The 19,222-nt window shown below is 46.7% G+C and carries 22 protein-coding genes; 19 read left to right on the top strand and 3 right to left on the bottom strand.

Translation table 11 applies throughout. The features are described 5' to 3' along the window. Nucleotides 1-25: 25 nt before the first annotated feature. Nucleotides 26-409 carry a FliM/FliN family flagellar motor switch protein gene (locus MSG38_RS09425; RefSeq protein ID WP_048610127.1) on the bottom strand — a complete coding sequence of 128 codons (384 nt, stop codon included), beginning with the start codon at nt 407-409 and terminating at the stop codon, nt 26-28. Then, nucleotides 402-1,169 carry a FliM/FliN family flagellar motor C-terminal domain-containing protein gene (locus MSG38_RS09430; RefSeq protein WP_048610125.1) on the bottom strand — a complete coding sequence of 256 codons (768 nt, stop codon included), beginning with the start codon at nt 1,167-1,169 and terminating at the stop codon, nt 402-404. The genes MSG38_RS09425 and MSG38_RS09430 overlap by 8 nt, the downstream gene beginning before the upstream one ends. A gap of 171 nt (nt 1,170-1,340) precedes the next feature. On the opposite strand from MSG38_RS09430, the gene MSG38_RS09435 reads away from it, so the two are divergent. The 19 genes from MSG38_RS09435 (at nt 1,341) to flgA (ending at nt 16,974) form a co-directional block, all read left to right on the top strand. Then, on the top strand, nt 1,341-1,688 hold the full coding sequence (locus MSG38_RS09435; protein WP_048610376.1) for a flagellar basal body protein: 348 nt from the start codon (nt 1,341-1,343) through the stop codon (nt 1,686-1,688). A gap of 20 nt (nt 1,689-1,708) precedes the next feature. After that, entirely contained in the window at nt 1,709-2,137 is a 429-nt protein-coding gene (flgC, locus tag MSG38_RS09440; protein ID WP_048610123.1) for a flagellar basal body rod protein FlgC, read from the top strand. A gap of 36 nt (nt 2,138-2,173) precedes the next feature. Then, the gene (locus MSG38_RS09445) at nt 2,174-2,842 is read left to right on the top strand and encodes a flagellar hook capping FlgD N-terminal domain-containing protein (protein ID WP_248336296.1); all 669 of its coding nucleotides are present in this window, start codon (nt 2,174-2,176) and stop codon (nt 2,840-2,842) included. Between the two features lie 151 nt (nt 2,843-2,993). Continuing rightward, nucleotides 2,994-4,220, top strand: coding sequence for a flagellar hook protein FlgE (flgE, locus tag MSG38_RS09450; protein ID WP_048610121.1), 1,227 nt, complete (start codon nt 2,994-2,996; stop codon nt 4,218-4,220). Nucleotides 4,221-4,224: 4 nt separating this feature from the next. Further along, nucleotides 4,225-4,959 (top strand): flagellar hook-basal body complex protein, encoded by a 735-nt coding sequence (locus tag MSG38_RS09455; protein ID WP_048610119.1) that lies wholly within the window; start codon nt 4,225-4,227, stop codon nt 4,957-4,959. An 11-nt stretch (nt 4,960-4,970) separates the two neighbouring features. Further along, nucleotides 4,971-5,756, top strand: coding sequence for a flagellar basal-body rod protein FlgG (gene flgG / locus MSG38_RS09460; protein ID WP_048610117.1), 786 nt, complete (start codon nt 4,971-4,973; stop codon nt 5,754-5,756). Between the two features lie 134 nt (nt 5,757-5,890). Then, nucleotides 5,891-6,526, top strand: a complete 636-nt coding sequence (gene flgH / locus MSG38_RS09465) for a flagellar basal body L-ring protein FlgH (RefSeq protein ID WP_048610372.1) — start codon at nt 5,891-5,893, stop codon at nt 6,524-6,526. Continuing rightward, nucleotides 6,526-7,653: a flagellar basal body P-ring protein FlgI gene (locus MSG38_RS09470; RefSeq protein WP_050651147.1), complete on the top strand. Its 1,128-nt coding sequence runs from the start codon at nt 6,526-6,528 to the stop codon at nt 7,651-7,653. The genes flgH and MSG38_RS09470 overlap by 1 nt, the downstream gene beginning before the upstream one ends. Continuing rightward, a complete protein-coding gene (locus MSG38_RS09475; protein WP_248401689.1) occupies nt 7,653-8,171 on the top strand; it encodes a rod-binding protein in 519 nt (172 codons plus the stop codon). Before MSG38_RS09470 ends, MSG38_RS09475 begins: the two co-directional genes overlap by 1 nt. Next, entirely contained in the window at nt 8,171-9,550 is a 1,380-nt protein-coding gene (flgK, locus tag MSG38_RS09480; protein ID WP_248401690.1) for a flagellar hook-associated protein FlgK, read from the top strand. Before MSG38_RS09475 ends, flgK begins: the two co-directional genes overlap by 1 nt. A gap of 10 nt (nt 9,551-9,560) precedes the next feature. Next, nucleotides 9,561-10,445 carry a flagellar hook-associated protein FlgL gene (flgL, locus tag MSG38_RS09485; protein WP_050643539.1) on the top strand — a complete coding sequence of 295 codons (885 nt, stop codon included), beginning with the start codon at nt 9,561-9,563 and terminating at the stop codon, nt 10,443-10,445. Continuing rightward, entirely contained in the window at nt 10,442-11,344 is a 903-nt protein-coding gene (locus tag MSG38_RS09490) for an OmpA family protein (protein ID WP_248401691.1), read from the top strand. Before flgL ends, MSG38_RS09490 begins: the two co-directional genes overlap by 4 nt. 29 nt (nt 11,345-11,373) lie before the next feature. Continuing rightward, nucleotides 11,374-11,748 carry a flagellar hook-basal body complex protein FliE gene (locus MSG38_RS09495; RefSeq protein ID WP_086968991.1) on the top strand — a complete coding sequence of 125 codons (375 nt, stop codon included), beginning with the start codon at nt 11,374-11,376 and terminating at the stop codon, nt 11,746-11,748. A 14-nt stretch (nt 11,749-11,762) separates the two neighbouring features. Further along, on the top strand, nt 11,763-13,436 hold the full coding sequence (gene fliF / locus MSG38_RS09500) for a flagellar basal-body MS-ring/collar protein FliF (RefSeq protein WP_248401692.1): 1,674 nt from the start codon (nt 11,763-11,765) through the stop codon (nt 13,434-13,436). 33 nt (nt 13,437-13,469) lie between these two features. After that, nucleotides 13,470-14,474, top strand: coding sequence for a FliG C-terminal domain-containing protein (locus MSG38_RS09505; RefSeq protein WP_248401693.1), 1,005 nt, complete (start codon nt 13,470-13,472; stop codon nt 14,472-14,474). Between the two features lie 13 nt (nt 14,475-14,487). Then, on the top strand, nt 14,488-15,495 hold the full coding sequence (locus MSG38_RS09510) for a hypothetical protein (RefSeq protein WP_116871144.1): 1,008 nt from the start codon (nt 14,488-14,490) through the stop codon (nt 15,493-15,495). 61 nt (nt 15,496-15,556) lie between these two features. After that, nucleotides 15,557-15,844 (top strand): flagellar biosynthesis anti-sigma factor FlgM, encoded by a 288-nt coding sequence (locus MSG38_RS09515; protein ID WP_008223385.1) that lies wholly within the window; start codon nt 15,557-15,559, stop codon nt 15,842-15,844. Then, entirely contained in the window at nt 15,834-16,253 is a 420-nt protein-coding gene (locus tag MSG38_RS09520; RefSeq protein WP_248401694.1) for a hypothetical protein, read from the top strand. The genes MSG38_RS09515 and MSG38_RS09520 overlap by 11 nt, the downstream gene beginning before the upstream one ends. Nucleotides 16,254-16,266: 13 nt before the next feature. Further along, nucleotides 16,267-16,974 carry a flagellar basal body P-ring formation chaperone FlgA gene (flgA, locus tag MSG38_RS09525; RefSeq protein WP_048610364.1) on the top strand — a complete coding sequence of 236 codons (708 nt, stop codon included), beginning with the start codon at nt 16,267-16,269 and terminating at the stop codon, nt 16,972-16,974. 27 nt (nt 16,975-17,001) lie between these two features. On the opposite strand, the gene MSG38_RS09530 is transcribed toward flgA, so the two are convergent. Further along, nucleotides 17,002-19,089, bottom strand: a complete 2,088-nt coding sequence (locus MSG38_RS09530; RefSeq protein ID WP_048610099.1) for a flagellar biosynthesis protein FlhA — start codon at nt 19,087-19,089, stop codon at nt 17,002-17,004. Nucleotides 19,090-19,222: the final 133 nt, after the last annotated feature.

The raw sequence follows: 19,222 nt of genomic DNA on the forward strand, positions 1-19,222 counted from the left end.
GTACTCTTTGCGTTATTCAAAGGAGCTACTTACTCGGTTTCTTGATGATGCTCAGTAATCTAACGCCATACTGACCATTCTTGGATACTATCTCCCCTGTGCCAAACGCGGTGCCATTGATCTTGATATCGACGGGGTCGCCTTCATGTTTTTCCAGCATCACGACACTGCCTGCTTTTAAATTCAGTAGCTCATCTAATATCAATGTCTTACGTGCAACCTCAACGGTGATGTCGACAGGGATACTTTTTAGCAGAGAGATGTTACTCATATGCTCTTTGTCGTCTCCCAAGTCCAAGTCGTCGGTAAGATCATCCAAATCTAAGTCATCAAGATCTGGTAATTCATCATGAAGGTTTAAGTCGCTCATTGAGCTGTCAATGTTGTGTGTCTCTTTGTCGTTAGCCATCGATTTCGACTCCCAGTTCAGAGTTTATGGATTGAAGTTTGCCAAAAAAAGTAGGGTGTCCGTTGACCTTGACCGTGAGGTTTTTGCACAAGGTCATGGGCATAAAATCCCCGGGTTTTAGCTGAGAAAGCTCATGGAGTGTGCACTGCCGGTGAAGCATGACGCACCCTAGCTCAACGGGCTGATAGCGTAAGTTGTCGAGTATCTCTTCCCGATCAAAGGTTTCGTTACTTTCCATCATGTCGCGCAGCTTTTTCACGTATTTGTTGTCGATCATGAAGGTCAGATCGAGCTGTTGGTCGTCGAACTCAAACGTAATGGTGACACCAATGTCAGAGGGCTGATGGTCGGTGTGCTCAATGGCGTAGTGATTGGCATCGGCAGTCAGCGCGTTGGTTATCGCCATGGCGAATTTTTGAAAAAGCCTTAGGTGGGTTTGGGTTAACGCAATGTCGTTATTGCTACGCTTTGATTTCTTGAGTGGTAACGGGTTGTTGAGGTGCTTGTGTAGCAGAATATCGGCAGCTTGAGGTGCAATAAAGAAAAAAACATGCCCAAATTCCTCAATATGAAGAACGGTTTTGATGCTATTTGCTGGAGGTCGACGAGCTTCTGAAAACGTGGCTTTTACGTGACGGCCCGCAAAGTTAAATTTAAAAATATCAATAATTTCTGTAGAGAAATGGCTTGAATGTCTTAACAGAAACTTACGCATTTTTATGCTCGGATTTCCGAATTCAGTCAATGATAACTTCTTCATGTCAAGTACCAATTGTTGGTTTTTGCGGTCATTCTCAAATTTGACACGCTAATTAATCCTAACTATAGGTTAAAGCAATCTCATTTCAACTTCGGTTGTGAGAGAAAATATAAAAAGTTAAAGGCCTACTTCTTAAAAGGATTAAGGCCAAACAACGACGAGGCTAGGGCTATGATTCACTTAGACGATGCACTTGGGGTACACCCAAAAATGGTGCAGTTTCGTTTGGACAGAGCGGCAGTATTGAGCTCCAATATTGCTAACGTGGACACGCCTAATTACAAAGCGATGGATCTAAGATTCGAGGCGGTACTCAGTGGTATTGGTCACTCAAAAGACTGGTACATAGGTACGACGGCTCAATATCGGATTCCTGTGCAAAGAACACGAGATGGCAACACTGTTGAGCTAGAAAATGAGCAAGCTAGGTTCGCAAAAAATGTGATGGACTATCATCAGAGCCTTGCGTTTTTGCAGTCTAAGATCAACGGGATAAAGTCTGCCATCAAGGGACAATAAGTGAATTAGGTAGGGACATCATGGCTTTCTTAGGTATCTACGAGACGGCAGGCTCAGCGATGAGTGCACAGACCGTCAGGCTTAATACTATCTCCAGTAATTTGGCGAATGCCGATTCAGTATCTGGTGACCCATCAAAAGTCTATAAACCGCTGAAACCGATTTTCTCAGCAGTCTATAACCACTTCAATGCACAGCAAACTCAGCAGCAAGGTGTGGTGCCGATTCGCATTGCCGATGTTGTTGAAGTCTCTTCAATGATGGAAGGCCGTTATGAGCCCAACAATCCTCTCTCCAATGACGAAGGGTATGTTTATTACTCTGGCATTAATGTCGTTAACGAAATGGCTGACATGATATCGGCTACTCGTAGTTTTGAAGCCAGCGTAGAAGTGCTCGGCAACGTAAAGTCGATGCAACAATCACTGATGGGGCTTTGGCGTAGTTAATGTAACTGCTGCCAATGACGCCAGAGGAATTACACCATGACGACGATATCCGGTGCGGCGCAGGTCAATAATATTGAGTCTGCGTCAACGATCACCCCTCAAGATAATCCGAATAGTGCGAGTGCATTAAAGAATGAGTTCATTACTTTAATGGTGGCTCAGATTGAAAATCAAGATCCACTCAACCCAACTGACGGCACGGAATATGTCGCACAGTTGGCGCAGTTCTCTCAGGTTGAAAGTACAGAAAACCTTGTTCAGCTGACGCAAAACAACTCGACAATGCTCGATAACTTACAAGTGCTTAGCACCGCCGCGCTGATTGATAAAACAGTGACGGTAAAAAGTGATCGCTTGTCTGCATCGGGTGTTGATCAGCATGCGGGATACGTTGAGTTACAGGCGCCATCGAATACCGTGATACTGGAGTTAGTTGACTCACTTGGTAACGTTAAGTCGATGAACCTTGGCTCGAACAGTGCAGGGCGAGTGGATTACACATTGGATGCGCAAGCCATGGGGCTGACGGGTGAGTACCAAATGCGTATCAAATTGGACAGTGGACAAGATTATCAGCCATCGATTTATCAGCATGGCCAAGTGGAACATGTGACGACACCTCTAATCGGTGGTACCAGTCACTTGCAGGTAAAGGGAGTTGGCATGGTGGCGTTTTATGACGTTGCTGCCTTCTCAAATGAGTAAAGTTTGAAATAGGTTAAAAGATTTTCGCTATATTTTTCGGCTTTTGCCGGTTTTAGTTTGTTTTTTAAAGTAAGTAAGATGGCGGCTGTCGTTCTTCGCTAGCTAAGTAAACCTGCGGAGATAGCCTCTTTAGCGTGAAGAGGAAGACATTATGAGTTTTAGTATTGCACTGAGCGGGCTTAATGCCTCGAACTCAGAGCTGAACACCATTTCGAATAATATTGCTAATGTTTCTACGACAGGTTTTAAAGAGTCGAGAACCGAGTTTGCTTCCGTTTATAGCGGTAGTGAAGCTGGTGGCGTTGAAGTGGTTGGGGTTTCGCAAAACTTTGAAAAAAGTGGAACGGTTACAGGTACAGGGCGATCTCTGGATATGGCATTGAGTGGTAATGGCTTCTTTGTGCTTGAAGACAGTAAAGGGCAAACCCTCTATACCCGTTCTGGTATTTTCAACATGAATGCCGATGGCGTGATCACAGCAAATAGTGGTGCGGCTCTGCAAGGTTACTCGGTTGATGGCAATAATAACCTGCTGTTGGGGTCGGTAGGCACCGTGCAGATCAGTACTGCATCCTTGCAGGCTAGGGAAACAGATGCCATTGAGTTTGTTGCCAATTTAGATGCCAGAGAGCAAGTTCCCGCCACCGCATTTGATTACAGTGATTCATCCACCTACAACCATTCCTATACCACTCCAGTCTATGACTCTCTGGGTAACCCACATACGGTGAGTCAGTACTTTGTAAAAGGTGCATCCAATGATTGGGATGTCCATGTTTTGGTCGATGGTAAAGCGATTGATGGCGCTGATGCCTTGATACCTGCCGCGTCACCAACTGCAACAGACACAGCAAACTTTACTTTTAATGCCGATGGCACCATTTCGTCAGGGGGAAATTATTCGGTCAGTTTTGACCCTGCGAATGGGGCGAACAGTGTTACGGTTAATATTGACCTTGCTGCGGTCACTCAATTTGGTAGTGACTTCGTTGTCTCCAAAAACAGCCCGAATGGTTATACCTCTGGTGACTATGCCAGTGTTCGTATGGAAAACGATGGCCGTATATTTGCGACCTACACCAACGGCCAATCTCAATTGCAAGGTCAGGTGGTGCTTGCCGACTTTGCTTCTCCTCAAAACATGATCAAAACCAGTGATACCGCTTGGTTGCAAAGCTTCAGTTCCGGTACGCCAGTTCTTGGTACCGCGGGCAGTGGGGTATTCGGTGATTTGACTTCTGGTGCGCTCGAAGGTTCTAACGTCGATCTGACGTCTGAATTGGTGGCCTTGATGACGGCTCAGCGTAACTATCAAGCCAATACCAAGTCGATATCGACATCGGATCAACTGACGCAAGCCTTGTTCAACGTGGTGTAGCGCTATGAATCCTATTCTATTTAGTGCAGCGAAAGGTGCTGAGCGAACCATGCTCGCTCAGCACGTTCGCGCAAATAATCTGTCACATGCGGACACCGTAGGCTTTAAAGCCTTAATGGAGCACTCAACACCGATGCGTCTTGAGGGCTCAGGCTTTCTGACTTCCGTCACTTCCAGAACCAACTCATCGATTAATAACTTTGCTCAGGGTGAAGATATACGTACAGAGCGACCATTGGATATTGCGATTAATGGTGATGGCTTTATTACGCTCGAAGGGCTAGAGGATGAACCTGCTCAGCTCTTTACCCGGGCGGGTAATTTTCGGTTGGATGGTAATGGGCAACTCTATCTTGGTGAGCGTCGGGTGATGTCGACAGAAGGTCCAATGGTGTTACCCGATTTTGAGTTTGTGTCGGTGAGCTCGAATGGTTTGGTGTCTATTACCCCAATTGGTGGTGAGGCGTCGCTAGAGGTTGGCGCCCTCAAGCTGGTTAAGCCTGAGAATGAGCAAATGACCATGCATGCCAGTGGTCATTTTGTTCCGAAAGGTGGGCAAGCATTGGCTGAAGATTTTACCGTTCAGGTTCGTTCTGGTTATTTAGAAGCGAGTAATGTCTCCAGTTTAGAAGAGTTGGTCAGCATTATGTCGCTGACTCGACAATACGAAATGCAAATTGAAGTGATGGCATCTGCAGATGAAATCGCTCAGATAGGCAATAAGCTTCTCAAAGCTTAAGGAAGGGAATTATGCACAGTGCCTTATGGATATCCAAAACAGGGATGGCCGCACAAGATGCAAAAATGACGGCTATTTCGAACAACCTTGCCAATATCAATACGGTGGGTTTCAAGCGTGACCGCGTGGTGTTCGAAGATCTTTTTTATAGCGTCGACAAACAAGCGGGTACCGAAACCACAGAGCTCAATGAACATCCAACAGGTATTCAGCTTGGTAATGGTGTTCGAGTGGTCGGCACCGAGAAAGTGTTTACCCAAGGGAATATTCAGAATACGAATCAACAGTTTGATTTAGCTATTTTGGGGGATGGTTTTTTCCAGATAGAGAACTCAGAAGGAGAACTGCTTTATACCCGAAATGGGCAATTTCAAACTAACTCTGATGGGCAGCTAGTCAACACGCAAGGCTATCCTTTGATTCCTGAAGTTGTCATTCCTCCAGAAGCGACCCTAGTCAGCATTACTGCTGATGGTGTGGTCAGCGCCACGATACCGGGCCAAGTTAACCCTGAAGACCTAGGGCAAATTACCATCGTTAAATTCATGAATCCTGCGGGGCTTTCTGCTCAAGGGGGAAACCTATTTATTGAAACTGAAGGTTCAGGTGAAGCGGTCGAGCTCGTCGCCGGAACAGAAGGTTCAGGCCAATTAAAACAAGGAGCACTTGAAGGGTCGAACGTACAGGTGGTGGAAGAGATGGTCGATATGATCGCCACCCAACGCGCTTATGAGATGAGCGCCAAGATGGTCAGCGCAGCCGATGAGATGCTGCAGTACATCGCGCAACAATCATAGCTTTCGCTTTAACGAGCGAATAGCGATGGTCGTTAGGGAGTTCTGACATGGAAAAGTCAATTAAGCCAGGGTTGGGTAAGGCGCATGCAATCTGTGTGATTTATTACCTCACCGTAGTTACCTTGCTGGTGGTGATGGTTGCCGGCTGTGCTGGTCGCCAAGACGATTTTATTCCACCATCGCCGAATGATGAAGCGTATGCACCGCCAGAGCTGGACTATCAAGTGACAAGAGTCAGCAAAGGCAGCCTTTATACGGGCACCACCTCGATGACCCTGTTTCAAGATCGAAGAGCGTACCGTGTGGGCGATATTTTAACGGTGTTGTTGGATGAAAAGACAGAGTCAGATAAGAGTGCCTCAACTCAATATGGCAAAGATTCCAGTGCCAACATTACCGCGCCCACATTGGGCAACAAGACGTTTGATGACGTGAGCGCTTCCGTTGATGCCACGCGTGATTTTGATGGTGCTGCTGCCTCAAAGCAAGGCAACAGCTTGTCAGGCTCTATTACTGTCACCGTTTACAACGTCTTGCCCAATGGTGTGCTTAGGGTAAGAGGTGAAAAGTGGCTCAAGCTTAACCAAGGGGACGAATATATTCGTCTGACCGGCAATGTCAGAGTCGATGATATTCAGGCAGACAACACCCTCTCCTCCCAGCGAATCGCTGATGCAAGAATCACTTATGCTGGCCGCGGTTCGTTTGCTGATACCAATACTGCAGGTTGGTTGACCCAGTTCTTCAATTCGCCATGGATGCCATTCTAATGAAATCCCAAATTCGCTTCTACTTAACCTCGTTGGCGTTGCCTTGGTGCTTGCTCTGTTTTACTTCGGTGGTCGATGCAGCGCGGCCGATTGCTGAAGTCGCAGAGGTGTATGGAGACAGACAAAACCAACTTATTGGCTATGGATTAGTTGTCGGCTTGGACGGGTCTGGCGATAAATCGCAAGTGAAGTTCACACAACAATCGGTGGTTAACATGATCAAACAATTTGGGGTGCAACTGGATGATTCCACCAACCCTAAACTGAAAAATGTCGCCGCCGTTAGTGTCACAGCTATGGTGGAACCTCACCAAGGGGCAGGTCAAACCCTGACGGTGACGGTGTCTTCATTGGGGGACGCAAAAAGCTTGCGCGGCGGCACCTTATTGCTGACTCCATTACGAGGTATCGATGGCGAAGTGTACGCAATAGCACAAGGCAGCCTAGTTGTTGGTGGCTTCAATGCTACCGGTGAAAACGGAACCAGCATTACAAGAAACACACCGACCGTCGGGCGCATTCCCAATGGCGCGACCTTGGAGCGTGAGGTCTCGACCGGTACTGATTTAGAGCCAACGATACGCTTGCAACTCAAACAACCGAATTACGAAACCGCGCTCAATGTTTCCAAAGCCATTAATAAGATGTTCGGCGGGCAGGTAGCCAAAGCGCTCAATAAAGGTCAGATCCAAGTCTCTGCCCCGATTGATAGCGAAGACCGAGTGATGTTTGTTGCCATGATTCAAGAGCTTGAGGTTGATGAGGGGCGACGACTGCCTAAGGTCGTGTTCAACTCTCGCACCGGAACTGTGGTGATCAGCCAGAACGTGACGGTGTCTGAAGCGGCGGTCAGCCAAGGCGGGATTACCGTGACGATATTGGAATCTCAATCTGTTTCTCAGCCTGGTGGTGCTTTCAATACTGCTGGAGAAACCGCGATTATTCAGAACTCTCAAGTGAGTGTTGATGAGGAGGATGGGACCACTATGGTTTGGCCGAAAGGGACCAATCTGCAAGAGATCGTTGATGCGATTAACAACATTGGTGCGACACCAGAAGCGCTTATGCAAATTTTGCAGGCACTCGATGAGATAGGTGCCATCAACGGTGATTTGGTGGTGATCTAATGACGAACCTAACGGCTTTGACTCACACGGCGCTTGAACCGATATCGAGTAACCAAGCGACGCCAATACTGGATAACCCAAAAATGGCAGCGTCGGTTAAACATGCTGATCATCCGCTGCAATTTGCAAGAGTAATGATGAATAGAGCGCCTGAAACGGTGCACATGGCGAAAGCCAGCGCAGGTTCAAGCCAAGCTATGACCAACTTTTACTTAGACAACAACGCGCTTGCTAAATTGAAGCATGACAACACTGCCTCAGGATTATTAGCGGCTTCACAGCAGTTTGAGGCGTTGTTTTTACAACAAATGCTGACCCGAATGCGCTCTGCCAGCCAAGCGCTTAGTGACAAAGATAATCCGTTGTCGATGAAATCAGACGATATGTTTCAGGGCATGCTAGATGCTCAGCTTGCACAACGAATCAGTCGTCAATCGTCGTTTGGATTAGCCGAGATGATTTTTAAACAGTTGTCATCACAAGTTATCGGCCGACCTTTTGATAAGGAGAATCAGTAATGGGAATGACCAACATTGGATTAAGTGGCGCACTCGCCAACCGTGTAGCTCTCAATACAACGGCGCAAAATACCGCTAATGTGAATACCCCTGGGTATAGCCGTCAAATCGTGACGATGGAAGCCAGTTTATCTGGCAATGCCGTGAATGGTATTAACTTAGGCTCTGGCGTTGAGGTTAGCGATATCCTGCGGATTGCCGATCAATCGTCTATTAATCGACTAAGAGAAGCGACGGAATCTGCCCAATATAGCCAAAGCTATTTTAATGGTTTGTCCAATTTGGAGAACTTGTTAGGAGCTGATGGGCTTAGCCTCACACAGGGAATGAACGGATTTTTTGCTGCCATTGATGAGGCTAGTGTGACACCTGAAAGCGTCGCTTTTCGCCAGCAAGTACTGACAAATGCTGATGCTTTAGCGCAGCAGTTTAACGCCGTATCTGCGCAGTTGAGTCAGCAAGAAGCCGCGCAAAGTGAGCGTTATGGTGCACTGGTTACCCACGTGAATAGTCAATTAGAAAGCATCGCTTCCCTAAACCAAAAACTGCAAGAAGATGCGCTGCTCGGCAAGAGCATTGGTGGCTTACAAGATGCGATGGATAAACACCTCAATGAACTCTCTAAGTCTCTCGATGTTAAGGTGATCTACACCAATGGCGGCGTCGAACTCTCGACACCAAACGGTCAGCCTTTAGTAATTGGTGGTTATGCCGCATCGCTTGAGCGAGACCTATCCAGTGGCGATCCTTACAGCACAGATCTGAACATTACCTTTCAGTCGATGACGACGCCTGTTGATGCTTCGTTAGGTGGAGAGTTAGGGGCGCTCGAAGCGCTAAAAACGAACCAATACGATCCCATCCAAACGCTGTTAGCAGATCTTGCCAAAGGCTTGGCTGATGGAGTGAATACGGCATTGAGTTCAGGGTTTGATCTTAATGGTGTAGCTGGTCAGAACTTGTTTACCTACACCCCAGGCAGTGAAGCCTTATCTTTGGCGATTGATCCTAACCTCACTGCACAAGACTTAGCCTTTTCATCGAGTGCGACCCTTGCCGGAAACGGCGATGTGTTGAAAGACCTATCGATGTTGTCACAAACACCACTAACCAATGGCTCTGTGGTGGGAGAAACACCCTACAGCGCCTATTCAGGGTTACTCGGTGATATCGGTATTTTCACTCGACAGGCGCAGAGCGAGGCAACGGCAGCTCAAGTCAGCATGGAAGACGCACAAGTGGCGAGAGACAGTGTCAGTGCGGTTAATTCCGATGAAGAGGCCGCCAACATGCTGCTGTACCTCAACGCTTATGAGGCCAACATGAAAATTATTAGTACGGCGAATCAGATGTTTCAGACCTTGCTAAGAGCATTCTAGGAGAAAAGTGATGCGTGTAACGGACTCCCAATTTAACGCGGTGATGCAGCGTTCATTAATGGACAACAATATCCGCTTGAACAAAGTTTTTGAGCAAATGTCGACCGGGCTGAAGATCAATCATTTATCCGATGACCCGATTGCCGCTGTGCGCCTTGAAGGGCTCAAAAAGACCGTCTCTGACAATCAGCAGTACCAACGCAATATCGAAAACGTGCAGTCACAGCTGACGCGCTACGAAACTAACGTCAACACGCTTGAGGAGCTCTCTCAACAAGTGAACGAACTGCTCCTACAAGGGAAAAACGGTACGCTTGATTCACAGAGTAGAGCGGGGATAGTGCTAGAACTTAAGTCCCTCAAAACGGAAATGTTGAACACATTGAACCAAGCCAATGATGGCAGTTATCTCTTTTCAGGAACGGATATCAGCACCCCAGCGATCGCTACAACACCGCCTTATGCCTTAAATCCCAACTCAGATTATCGTGAAACTAAAGTCGGTGATAATCAATACGTGCCAAGTAACTTAACCATCACCGATACCATAGGTAGTAGTGCAATTTTTACTGATTTAGACAATGCGATAGCAGAACTGGAGCTTCCAACTGGGGGATTTACTGCTGCTTTAGATAACGCGCTCAATACCAACCAAGCGCTTCATCAAAGCTTGTTGGTTTCATTAACTGATATTGGTAGTCAATACAACGCCTTAGACAGGTTGAAAGAGACCAGTATCGATATGGTGTTCTTTGCAGAAACCGTTCGCTCTGAGCTAGAGGAACTCGATTATGCAGAAGCATCCGTTGAACTTAACCAAGGTATGATCGCGCTAGAAGCTACGCAAAAAACCTTTGCGCGTGTTGCCGGAATTTCACTGTTTGATTTGCTATGAATAAATACTTTTGGGCAACCGTTAGCTTGGGCACTTTCTCTGTCTTTCGCCGTGCCCTTGGCAAGATGCTGAGCGCATTGCTAATAGGCTGGGGAGTGATGCTGTCGACTCAGGTTTTGGCGCAGCGCTACATTGTTCCGTTCGATAGTGTCGAGTGGCGGTTCACAGAGTCTGTCGATCAGTGTGAATTGAACTCTTTCGATCCTCACACCGGCTTTTCTGTGCAATTCATTTTGTTGGCGGCAAGCCCGATGGAGGTCAGAGTGGAAAAGCGTGGTGTGCGTTCACTTCCGACATCAACGTCATTCAATACTACAGAGCCTGTTTGGGGAACGTCCCAGTCTTACACCACAACCACCATCGAAAGAGTAAACAAGCAAGGGGCCGCTCTCGTGACAGACGATGGCGCAACCTTGATGTTGGATGATATGGCAAGTGGCGCTTGGTTTAACGTTAATGCGATGGACTTTGATGTCTATTTCCCAACCACCAACTTTAAGCCAGCTTTAGAGCAATTTAATGAGTGCCGTTATGGCTTGCCGCCGGTCAACTTCCAGCATGCGCGTCGAGTTGAATTGCGCTTTCAGCAAGGGGCGGTGTCACTCACCGAAGGGCAGAAACGCACCATTAATGACATCAGCACCTTGGTCAAACGAGACTCGAGAATCATTAGAATCCTGATTGATGGTTACACCGATAATTCCGGTGATTCCGTCGCTAATTTACAACTTTCAAAGCAGAGAGGATCCGACGTTGCGCAGTGGTTTATGGGCAATGGCGTGTCAAAGAAAATGATTGAGATACGTGGCCACGGTGATCGTTATCCAAAGTATGACAACACGACTCAGCAAGGCCGGGATAAGAATCGTCGCGTAGAGATTCGGTTAGTGCGCAAGTGATGCAACCGCGAGGGTAAACAATGGAAAAGATGACTGCAGTCCAAATGCAACAAGCAATGTTAGGGAAGATAGAGCAGCAGCAAGAGGTTGCCAGTAATCCGTTCTCTAACCAGGCTGTCACTGGAGCGATGGTGAGAGGCATCACGCATGACAATCACACGGTTAACCCGGTATCCGATAATTCACTGGCGTTCAGCAACACCTTGAAAAGTGTGCTCGATACCGTAGATAGATACCAATCTCATGCTTCGGAAAAAATCACTGCCGTTGAGTTAGGTAAAAGCGATGATTTATTGGGAGCGACGGTCGCATCACAGAAAGCTCAGCTCTCATTTAATGCATTGATGCAAGTGCGCAACAAGATGGTGTCCAACTTTCAAGACATCATAAAAATGCCAATTTAGGCTAGGGATTAGCGATGGCAGTAGAAGCAGAAACTCAACCCGCGTTGACCAATAATATGGGAGTAGCCAAAGAGAAGCTCACTGAGGCCTCTAGTTGGCTCACGAGGTTTTGGCAGAGTTCACAACGCAACGTCATTATCATCACTATTTTTGCGACGATTACTGCGGCGATCATCGTGATTATGCTGTGGACGTCATCAGAACGGTTTAGGCCCCTCTATAGCAAATCAGCGAACTTCGATTCTAGCCAAGTACTGCAAATGTTGGATGAGGAATCAATACGTTACCAGTTGAGTCAGGACGATGGGCAAATACTGGTTCCCGAAGGTGACGTCGCCAAAATCCGCATGATATTGGCGTCTAAAGGCTTAAAAGAACAATTGCCGAGTGGCTTTGATTCGCTAGATAGCTCAAAGAGCCTCGGCGAGAGTCAGTTTATGGAAAATGCTCGCTATCGCCATGCTCTAGAGGGCGAGTTAGCGCGCAGTATCACCACCATGAGTGCAGTGAGCTTGGCTCGTGTTCATTTGGCCATACCGAAGGAAAGTTTGTTTATGCGTGATGACGCTGAGCAGCCGAGAGCCTCGGTGATTGTACATATTATCAATGGAATGGATCTTAAGCCGACTCAGGTTGAGTCCATCATTAACTTAGTGTCTGGTGCGGTTATTGGACTTAAATCGGAACATGTGCGAGTGGTCGATCAACATGGTCGTTTGTTATCAAATGATGCGACGGTTGGGGACATTACCGTGACGACTGGCAAGCAATCCGATTACAAGCGTAACCTTGAAAAAAACTTGGTCGCTCAAGCGACTGACATGCTGACCCCAATTCTCGGTGCAGCCAACTTTCGAGTTCAAATTACCAGTGATATTAATTTTTCTAAGGTTGAAGAAACAGAAGAAATCTACGCTGATCCTGTGGTCCGAAAAGAGACCTTATTGAGTGACATGAACGAGTCGTCGATGGCGCTCGGGATTCCGGGGGCATTGAGCAACACACCACCAGTGACCGATGGAGAGCCTCAACCAGAGCCTAACGCCAAGGTCAATCGAAGTGAAACATCGCGTGATTATGCGGTGAGTGGCAAGGTTCGCCATACTCAGCATCAGCAAGGTGTATTGCAGAACCTTTCTGTCTCTATTGTGGTGAACGACTTAGCGAACCCCAATCAAACTTGGACACCTGAAGAGCTTACTAATGTTGAGAATGTGGTTCGTTCGGCAATAGGGTTCAATACCGAGCGCGGCGATAGCATTCACATCACTCACTTCCCTTTTGTGATTGCCAGTATTCCAGAGCAAGCTCCGATTGCTTGGTTTGAGAACACGCATATTATGCAGCCTCTTAAATATCTACTTGGAGTGATGCTCAGTGGCTTGATGATCATGGTGGTGCTGCGACCTCTAGCACAATACCTTACTAAGTCAGCGGAGCAAGAAGAGCTGGAAGCGGAAAGTATGGAATACGATGACGTCATTACCAAAGAGGAGCGTGCCGCTGATGCAGCCTTACAATCCAAACTGGAATCGTTAGGTATTGATGCAACCGGTATTAAGGCGCTTGATGACAACTTGCCATCTGCGGATAGCCCACTCGAAGTTCAAATTAAACATCTCAAATTAATCGCAAAAGAAGACCCGAATAGGGTGGCTGAGATTTTACGTACTTGGATACAAGCATAACGAACCAAATAAAAGTCAGTAGGGAGAAGGTGCATGGATGGCAAACAAACCTATCAATCAGTGGATGGCGTCGCGATGTTGGTGTTGACGATGGGAGAGGACATCGGTTCTGAAGTACTCAAAGGCTTCACCCATGAAGAGATCAAACAGATCACGCATGCCATGAGTAAAATGAAGGACATCAAAGCCAAAGATGCGCTGGTCTCTTTGTCGGGCTTTTTTGATGATTTTCGTAAGCACTCCGGGATTCTCGGCGGGACACGACAATACATCACCAATGTGTTGGAAAAAACGTTAAACGGCAATTTGGCGAGAGATCTTGTGTCGGAGATTTATGGCGATGAGATCCGCTCACATGCTGAAAAGCTGGCATGGATTCCTCCGGAGCTTTTGGTCAATGATCTCAAGAAAGAGCACATCAACCTGCAAGCGCTATTGATTGCCCACCTCCCTTTGGAATACAGCGGTCGTGTTATGGAGGAGTATGAGGAACAAGAGTGCCATGCGTTAATCCTGCAAATCTCTAAGACACAGGTGTTAACCTCTGGTTTGATGGAGACACTAAAAGACCTTATCGATCGCTGCAAAGTCAATTATCACAGCGGCGGGTCTGCCAGCCTGCAGGGGTCGAAAGTGGTCGCGAACCTTATCAACCGTTATTCCGGTGACAAAAGCAATTTATTCCAATTCCTTCATGATCAAGACGCTGAAGCCGCAGAACTGGTGGAAGAGGCGATGTTTGATTTCTTCACCCTATTTAATCAAGACCTAGAAACCATCAACCTGATTAACGAAAGAGTCAGCCTGGAGCAATGGGCATATGCACTCAAAGGTACCAATAAAGATTGTCGCCTTTACATCATCAACTCTATGCCGCAACGGGTATCGACAGAGCTCAAAGAGAACTTGGTGCGCATTGGCGCGGTTCCGGTCAGTCAGGTTGAGCAAGCACGTAAAGATATCATTGAAATCGTCAAACAAATGCAATCGGAAGAGATCATCAAGCTGAACTTTGCTAACGAGCCAAGGTTGACCTAATTGGAGAGGTAGTATGAAACTCACGGGTATTACTCAGCGCAAGAATCAGGTGAATCCGACAACGACAGGAAAGATCAAGAAGCCAGAAAAGCTGACCAGCAACAAGCCGAATAATGCACTTATTAGACAGCAAATGGTGCAAATGAACTTGCAAGAAAGGCCTAAGCTGATTGCTGAAGTCGCCGACTCTCACAAAATGTACAGTAGGCTCATGATGGCTGGGGAAGTGCTACGAACCGTGGCGAGTGAACTGATTAAGCTGCGCCAATTAGCAGAGCTGAATCAATACAGCCCAGAGCAAGCTAACCACATCGATGTGATTAAGAAAAAATTGGTGTTTTGGAGCCAGAAAAGATTGTTTGGTGACTATGTGGTGGATTCAAGCTTTACACCGATTCAAGGCGATAACCCTTTTATCGAATTTACGATTCCGGGGCTCGACTTACAGCGAGAGCGGTTTCGTGATGAGGTTGTCTCTCTGTACATCAATAACCGCTTGATACCCTTGGCGTTTGAACGTTCTGAAGACAGAGAGGTATTGTTAGAACAATTCAAGATGATGTTTGCTTATGCGCATTTGCAGCTCAGAATTAATGCACAACAAGAGTTCGTGATCGGCATTCGAGACCAACAATGGCGTTTATGGGATGGGCAGGTCTTCGTTTCCGGGCAAGGTGGTCGGTACGCTGCAGGACCACCGATTGCGGTGCAGGTTCAAGCTCGCTATCCAGTGTTGGACGACATCAGCCGCCTGTTGGTTAATGAACCGGGCTCGAATCAACAAATCGATGCCTTGCTTGAACGGGTCAATAAACTGTATTTGGCATTATCGAAAATGTTGAAAATGAAAAGGCAAAAAGCTGATCAGCTTATCGCGTTTTGTTCACACCCCGAGTTGCACAAATTAGGCAGTTTTAAACATCAGTTAGTGAGCAATCCAGAGCTGTCGCTGAAGTCAATTCATCGCGGCTTTAGTGGGCCAACCAGAGACAATGTAATCAAACTATTGAGAAAAAGGTGAAACAGAGACGAAATACTGCCGTTATAGTTAATTAGTAGTGCAGCAAAATGGGTAGGCAGAGATGAGTCAAATTAAGGTCGACAATGTGAAACACGTTGTGCCTCATACTCAGGTAGATGTGGTTCAAAACAAAAAGACAGAGCCCGATCAAAAAGCGAAGGTGAAGCCGATTAACCTCTCTCAGCATGAAGTGGAGTTACTCGATAATACCAAGAGCCTTTTTGACGGTGTTGAAGATATCGATACGGCTAAAGTCGAGCAGATTAAAGCGCAAATTTCCGCGGGAGAGTTAGTGTTTGATATGGATGAGCTAGCGAAAGTCATTACGAGACTGGATCATGGAACGTAGAAGTGACCTGATTGGTTATATTACCTATGGTCAGCATGTGCTGGCTTTGTCGGGCGAGTTATCTGTACGTTTAGATGATATTCGTGCTGCGATATTGAATCGTGAGTATCAGAAGCTGGAATCCCTCAATCAAGCGGTCACATCACTGACTCAACGGCTAGCTGACGCTGACGCCAAGCGATTTACTCTGGCCAAAAGGCTCGGTTGTAAGGAGCGACAGTACGCAAAAAACATGCAGGCTCGGCTTAAAGGAAAGGCACTGCAACGCGTTCAAACGTTGGATGCGGAAATTGAGCAGTCGATAAACCAATGTAAAACCAAGTTGGCGCGCCAAGGCAGTGTCATGGTGATGCAGCATCAAGCAATGGAAGAGGCGCTTGGTAAGCATCAATTAAGAGTCAATGTTTAGGCTGAGGCGGTGTATGGTTAGGTTATTAAAGCTAGCTGGTACATTGCTGCTCGTCTATGGTTGTGTGACCAAGGTGAATGCAGAATCAGATAGCATTGCACTTGAACAACAACTCTCCACTCAAATCCATTCGCTCATTGAGCAAACCATTCGCTACCGCTATCCCCAACAGTACCAACTCGATGTTCAGCTGCGTTTTTCTCGGGCTATTCATCAGTTACCGCCGTGTACTGAGTCTGTTGAAGTGACCCATAGAAGCAAGATCAAGCTTGGCAAACAAAAGTGGAATGTGCGCTGTGCGCCTGAGAGATGGACCCTTTCTGCGACCTCAACGTCGACAATAACTGTCTGGACTGCGACAGCTAATAAAGCACTTAAGAAAGGCCAACGGCTAACGCATGACGATATTACGATTGAACCGATCAAACTCTACAAAGACCAAAAAGTGTTCTTCAAGGCCAGCGAAATCGTTGGCAGCAAAATTAAGCGCTCAGTGAACAAGGGAGGTTTGTTGACCACTTCCTCTATGTATTTGGATTATGACGTTGAAAAGGGGCACTCTGTGGATGTGGTTTTTCAATCGAATCGTATACGTTTAGAAACGTTAGGAATGGCGTTAGAAAGTGGGCTGATAGGCGACACGGTCTCTGTTAAGAATCGACAGTCTGGAAAGTTACTACGCGGCGTCGTCATTGAAAAAAACAGAGTTCGTGTGTTCTAAAATCAGATTCAATGAGCGAATTATTATTTACTCCACATCTCCTAACACATTTAATCCATACTCATTTGGGATCTCATTGTAACTCAGCACAATCAGCTCTTTGGCAAAGGCCTTGGCTAACTTGGCTATCATAGGGCGTGTGGTGGGAGGCACTACGATGACCGGTGGCAGGTTTTGGCTCTGCATGGTTTGTACTATGGTCGGCATGCGATTTTGGAATTTCTGCAAGATCGTCGGTTCAACAGGAATCGAGTCCAGAGGAATATTGGGGTCGCTTTGCTGACTCAAAGAGATCGCGCCCTTTAACTCACCTTCTAAGGTTGCACCAATAATGAAAGCGTGGATGGTTTTGCTGTTTGGCGAGATCAAATTGACGATGGTTCGTTTTAACGCGACCCGGATATTAGAAGACAGCAAGATTGGATCCTTTATGGTGTCGACGCTTTCAATAATGGTGTTGGCGATGGTTCTCACGTTAATGATAGGCACTTGTTGAGCCAGCAATTGACGGACGACCTGCATCTGTAGGTTAGGGCTAATGACGCTTGCTAGGTTCTCTGCAAGCTCAGGATGCTGCATAGCAAGTCGTTGGTTGAGGGCTTTCACGTCATCATAATTGAAGATGTTGTCTAGGTGTTCGCTGCACACTTTACTGACGTGAGTGGCGATGACATCATGCACCTCAATAACTTGAAAGCCATGATTGATCGCCTTGGTTTTATCCCCTTTTTTAATCCATAGCGCTGGAAGCTGATAGGCTGGGTCGATGCCAACAATGCCATCGAGATCTGGGTGCTCAATATGGTTGCCTACTGCCATCGCTTTATCGGCATAAACCTCGCCACGCTCAATCTCATCGCCATCAATGCTAATGGCGTATTCGGAAGGCTTGAGTGAGAGGTTGTCGGTTATCACCACCTCTGGCATCACAAAGCCTATTTGTTCACTGAGTGTTTTTCGGCTGCCACGAATACTCTTAATCAGGTTACCGCCCTTTTGAGAGCTTGCTAAAGGAACCAACTTGAAGCCTAACGACAGGGCAATCACATCCACGTTGGGAATAATGCTCCAATCAATCGTATTTTCTTGATGAGGCTGAGGAAGCGTATCTAAATCGGGGCTTGTATCGGGCGTAACATGCTGAAATTTAGATTGTCTCCAACCGACAAACGCTAACAATACGGTAAAGGTATAAAAGGCTAAGTGCGGCATGTTTGGTACGCTACCAATAACAAACATGACTCCCGCAGCCATGTATAAGTTGTTCGGTGACGCAAGCAACTGCCTTTTCACCGTTTGTGCCATGTCGTTATCGTTATCACTAATTCGCGTCACGATGATAGCGGCGGATGTGGCCAGTAACAGCGATGGAATTTGTGCAACCAGACCATCACCAATGGTCAGTAGGGCATAGGTTTGGAAAGCTGCTTCTGCGGTTAGGTTGTGCTCAAATATTCCTATTAGAACCCCACCGATTAAGTTGATGAACAGGATTAATAGCCCAGCAATCGCATCACCACGAACGAACTTACTGGCACCGTCCATTGCGCCGTAGAACTCCGCTTCTTCTCCTACTTCTAAACGTCGAGTTTTGGCTTCTTTCTGATCGATAGCGCCTGCATTTAAGTCTGCATCAATGGCCATCTGTTTCCCTGGTAGGGCGTCCAGAGTAAAGCGCGCTGATACTTCTGAAATCCGTTCGCCCCCTTTGGTGATGACCACAAAGTTAATGATCATCAAGATCACGAACACCACGATACCGACAACGTAGCTCCCGCCGATAACCACTTCACCAAAAGACTGAATCACCTTACCAGCGGCGTCTCCGCCATTGTGACCTTCGAGTAGAACGATACGGGTAGAGGCTACATTGAGGGTTAATCGAAGCAGGGTAGCGACAAGTAATAGCGAGGGAAATATAGAAAAATCAAGCACTCGTGAAACGGTACTGCTGACCAGCAAGACGACTATGGCAAGCATGATATTAAAGGTAAAAAACGTATCCAATAAAATTGGTGGCAGCGGCAGAATCACCATCGCCAAGATCATGAGTAACACAATTGGAATTGTTAGCCGAGCAGCTATTGCATTTAATACGTGTCTCATAACAACCATTATTATGAATATTGTTGATTAATATACTAGGATACTTTTACGCACTTCTCATTTTTGAGTCTTGCTATTTTTAAATTTAGTGATCTTTTTTCCGAAAAATATGAAATGAAATTTTTCCTCTGTCGTTAACAGT

It is taken from the genome of Vibrio sp. 1CM24A (genome assembly GCF_023161725.1).
Lineage (GTDB): Bacteria > Pseudomonadota > Gammaproteobacteria > Enterobacterales > Vibrionaceae > Vibrio > Vibrio coralliirubri.

What these genes read in the sequence shown, in the direction of transcription:
- MSG38_RS09425 (WP_048610127.1), bottom strand. Translation starts at nt 409, where the DNA reads ATGGCTAACGACAAAGAGACACACAACATTGACAGCTCAATGAGCGAC.
- MSG38_RS09505 (WP_248401693.1), top strand. Translation starts at nt 13,470, where the DNA reads ATGGATGGCAAACAAACCTATCAATCAGTGGATGGCGTCGCGATGTTG.
- MSG38_RS09455 (WP_048610119.1), top strand. Translation starts at nt 4,225, where the DNA reads ATGAATCCTATTCTATTTAGTGCAGCGAAAGGTGCTGAGCGAACCATG.
- flgG (WP_048610117.1), top strand. Translation starts at nt 4,971, where the DNA reads ATGCACAGTGCCTTATGGATATCCAAAACAGGGATGGCCGCACAAGAT.
- flgE (WP_048610121.1), top strand. Translation starts at nt 2,994, where the DNA reads ATGAGTTTTAGTATTGCACTGAGCGGGCTTAATGCCTCGAACTCAGAG.
- MSG38_RS09515 (WP_008223385.1), top strand. Translation starts at nt 15,557, where the DNA reads ATGAGTCAAATTAAGGTCGACAATGTGAAACACGTTGTGCCTCATACT.
- fliF (WP_248401692.1), top strand. Translation starts at nt 11,763, where the DNA reads ATGGCAGTAGAAGCAGAAACTCAACCCGCGTTGACCAATAATATGGGA.
- MSG38_RS09520 (WP_248401694.1), top strand. Translation starts at nt 15,834, where the DNA reads ATGGAACGTAGAAGTGACCTGATTGGTTATATTACCTATGGTCAGCAT.
- MSG38_RS09470 (WP_050651147.1), top strand. Translation starts at nt 6,526, where the DNA reads ATGAAATCCCAAATTCGCTTCTACTTAACCTCGTTGGCGTTGCCTTGG.
- MSG38_RS09510 (WP_116871144.1), top strand. Translation starts at nt 14,488, where the DNA reads ATGAAACTCACGGGTATTACTCAGCGCAAGAATCAGGTGAATCCGACA.
- flgK (WP_248401690.1), top strand. Translation starts at nt 8,171, where the DNA reads ATGGGAATGACCAACATTGGATTAAGTGGCGCACTCGCCAACCGTGTA.
- MSG38_RS09490 (WP_248401691.1), top strand. Translation starts at nt 10,442, where the DNA reads ATGAATAAATACTTTTGGGCAACCGTTAGCTTGGGCACTTTCTCTGTC.
- MSG38_RS09530 (WP_048610099.1), bottom strand. Translation starts at nt 19,089, where the DNA reads ATGGTTGTTATGAGACACGTATTAAATGCAATAGCTGCTCGGCTAACA.
- flgH (WP_048610372.1), top strand. Translation starts at nt 5,891, where the DNA reads ATGGTTGCCGGCTGTGCTGGTCGCCAAGACGATTTTATTCCACCATCG.
- flgL (WP_050643539.1), top strand. Translation starts at nt 9,561, where the DNA reads ATGCGTGTAACGGACTCCCAATTTAACGCGGTGATGCAGCGTTCATTA.
- flgA (WP_048610364.1), top strand. Translation starts at nt 16,267, where the DNA reads ATGGTTAGGTTATTAAAGCTAGCTGGTACATTGCTGCTCGTCTATGGT.
- MSG38_RS09445 (WP_248336296.1), top strand. Translation starts at nt 2,174, where the DNA reads ATGACGACGATATCCGGTGCGGCGCAGGTCAATAATATTGAGTCTGCG.
- MSG38_RS09430 (WP_048610125.1), bottom strand. Translation starts at nt 1,169, where the DNA reads ATGAAGAAGTTATCATTGACTGAATTCGGAAATCCGAGCATAAAAATG.
- MSG38_RS09475 (WP_248401689.1), top strand. Translation starts at nt 7,653, where the DNA reads ATGACGAACCTAACGGCTTTGACTCACACGGCGCTTGAACCGATATCG.
- MSG38_RS09495 (WP_086968991.1), top strand. Translation starts at nt 11,374, where the DNA reads ATGACTGCAGTCCAAATGCAACAAGCAATGTTAGGGAAGATAGAGCAG.
- MSG38_RS09435 (WP_048610376.1), top strand. Translation starts at nt 1,341, where the DNA reads ATGATTCACTTAGACGATGCACTTGGGGTACACCCAAAAATGGTGCAG.
- flgC (WP_048610123.1), top strand. Translation starts at nt 1,709, where the DNA reads ATGGCTTTCTTAGGTATCTACGAGACGGCAGGCTCAGCGATGAGTGCA.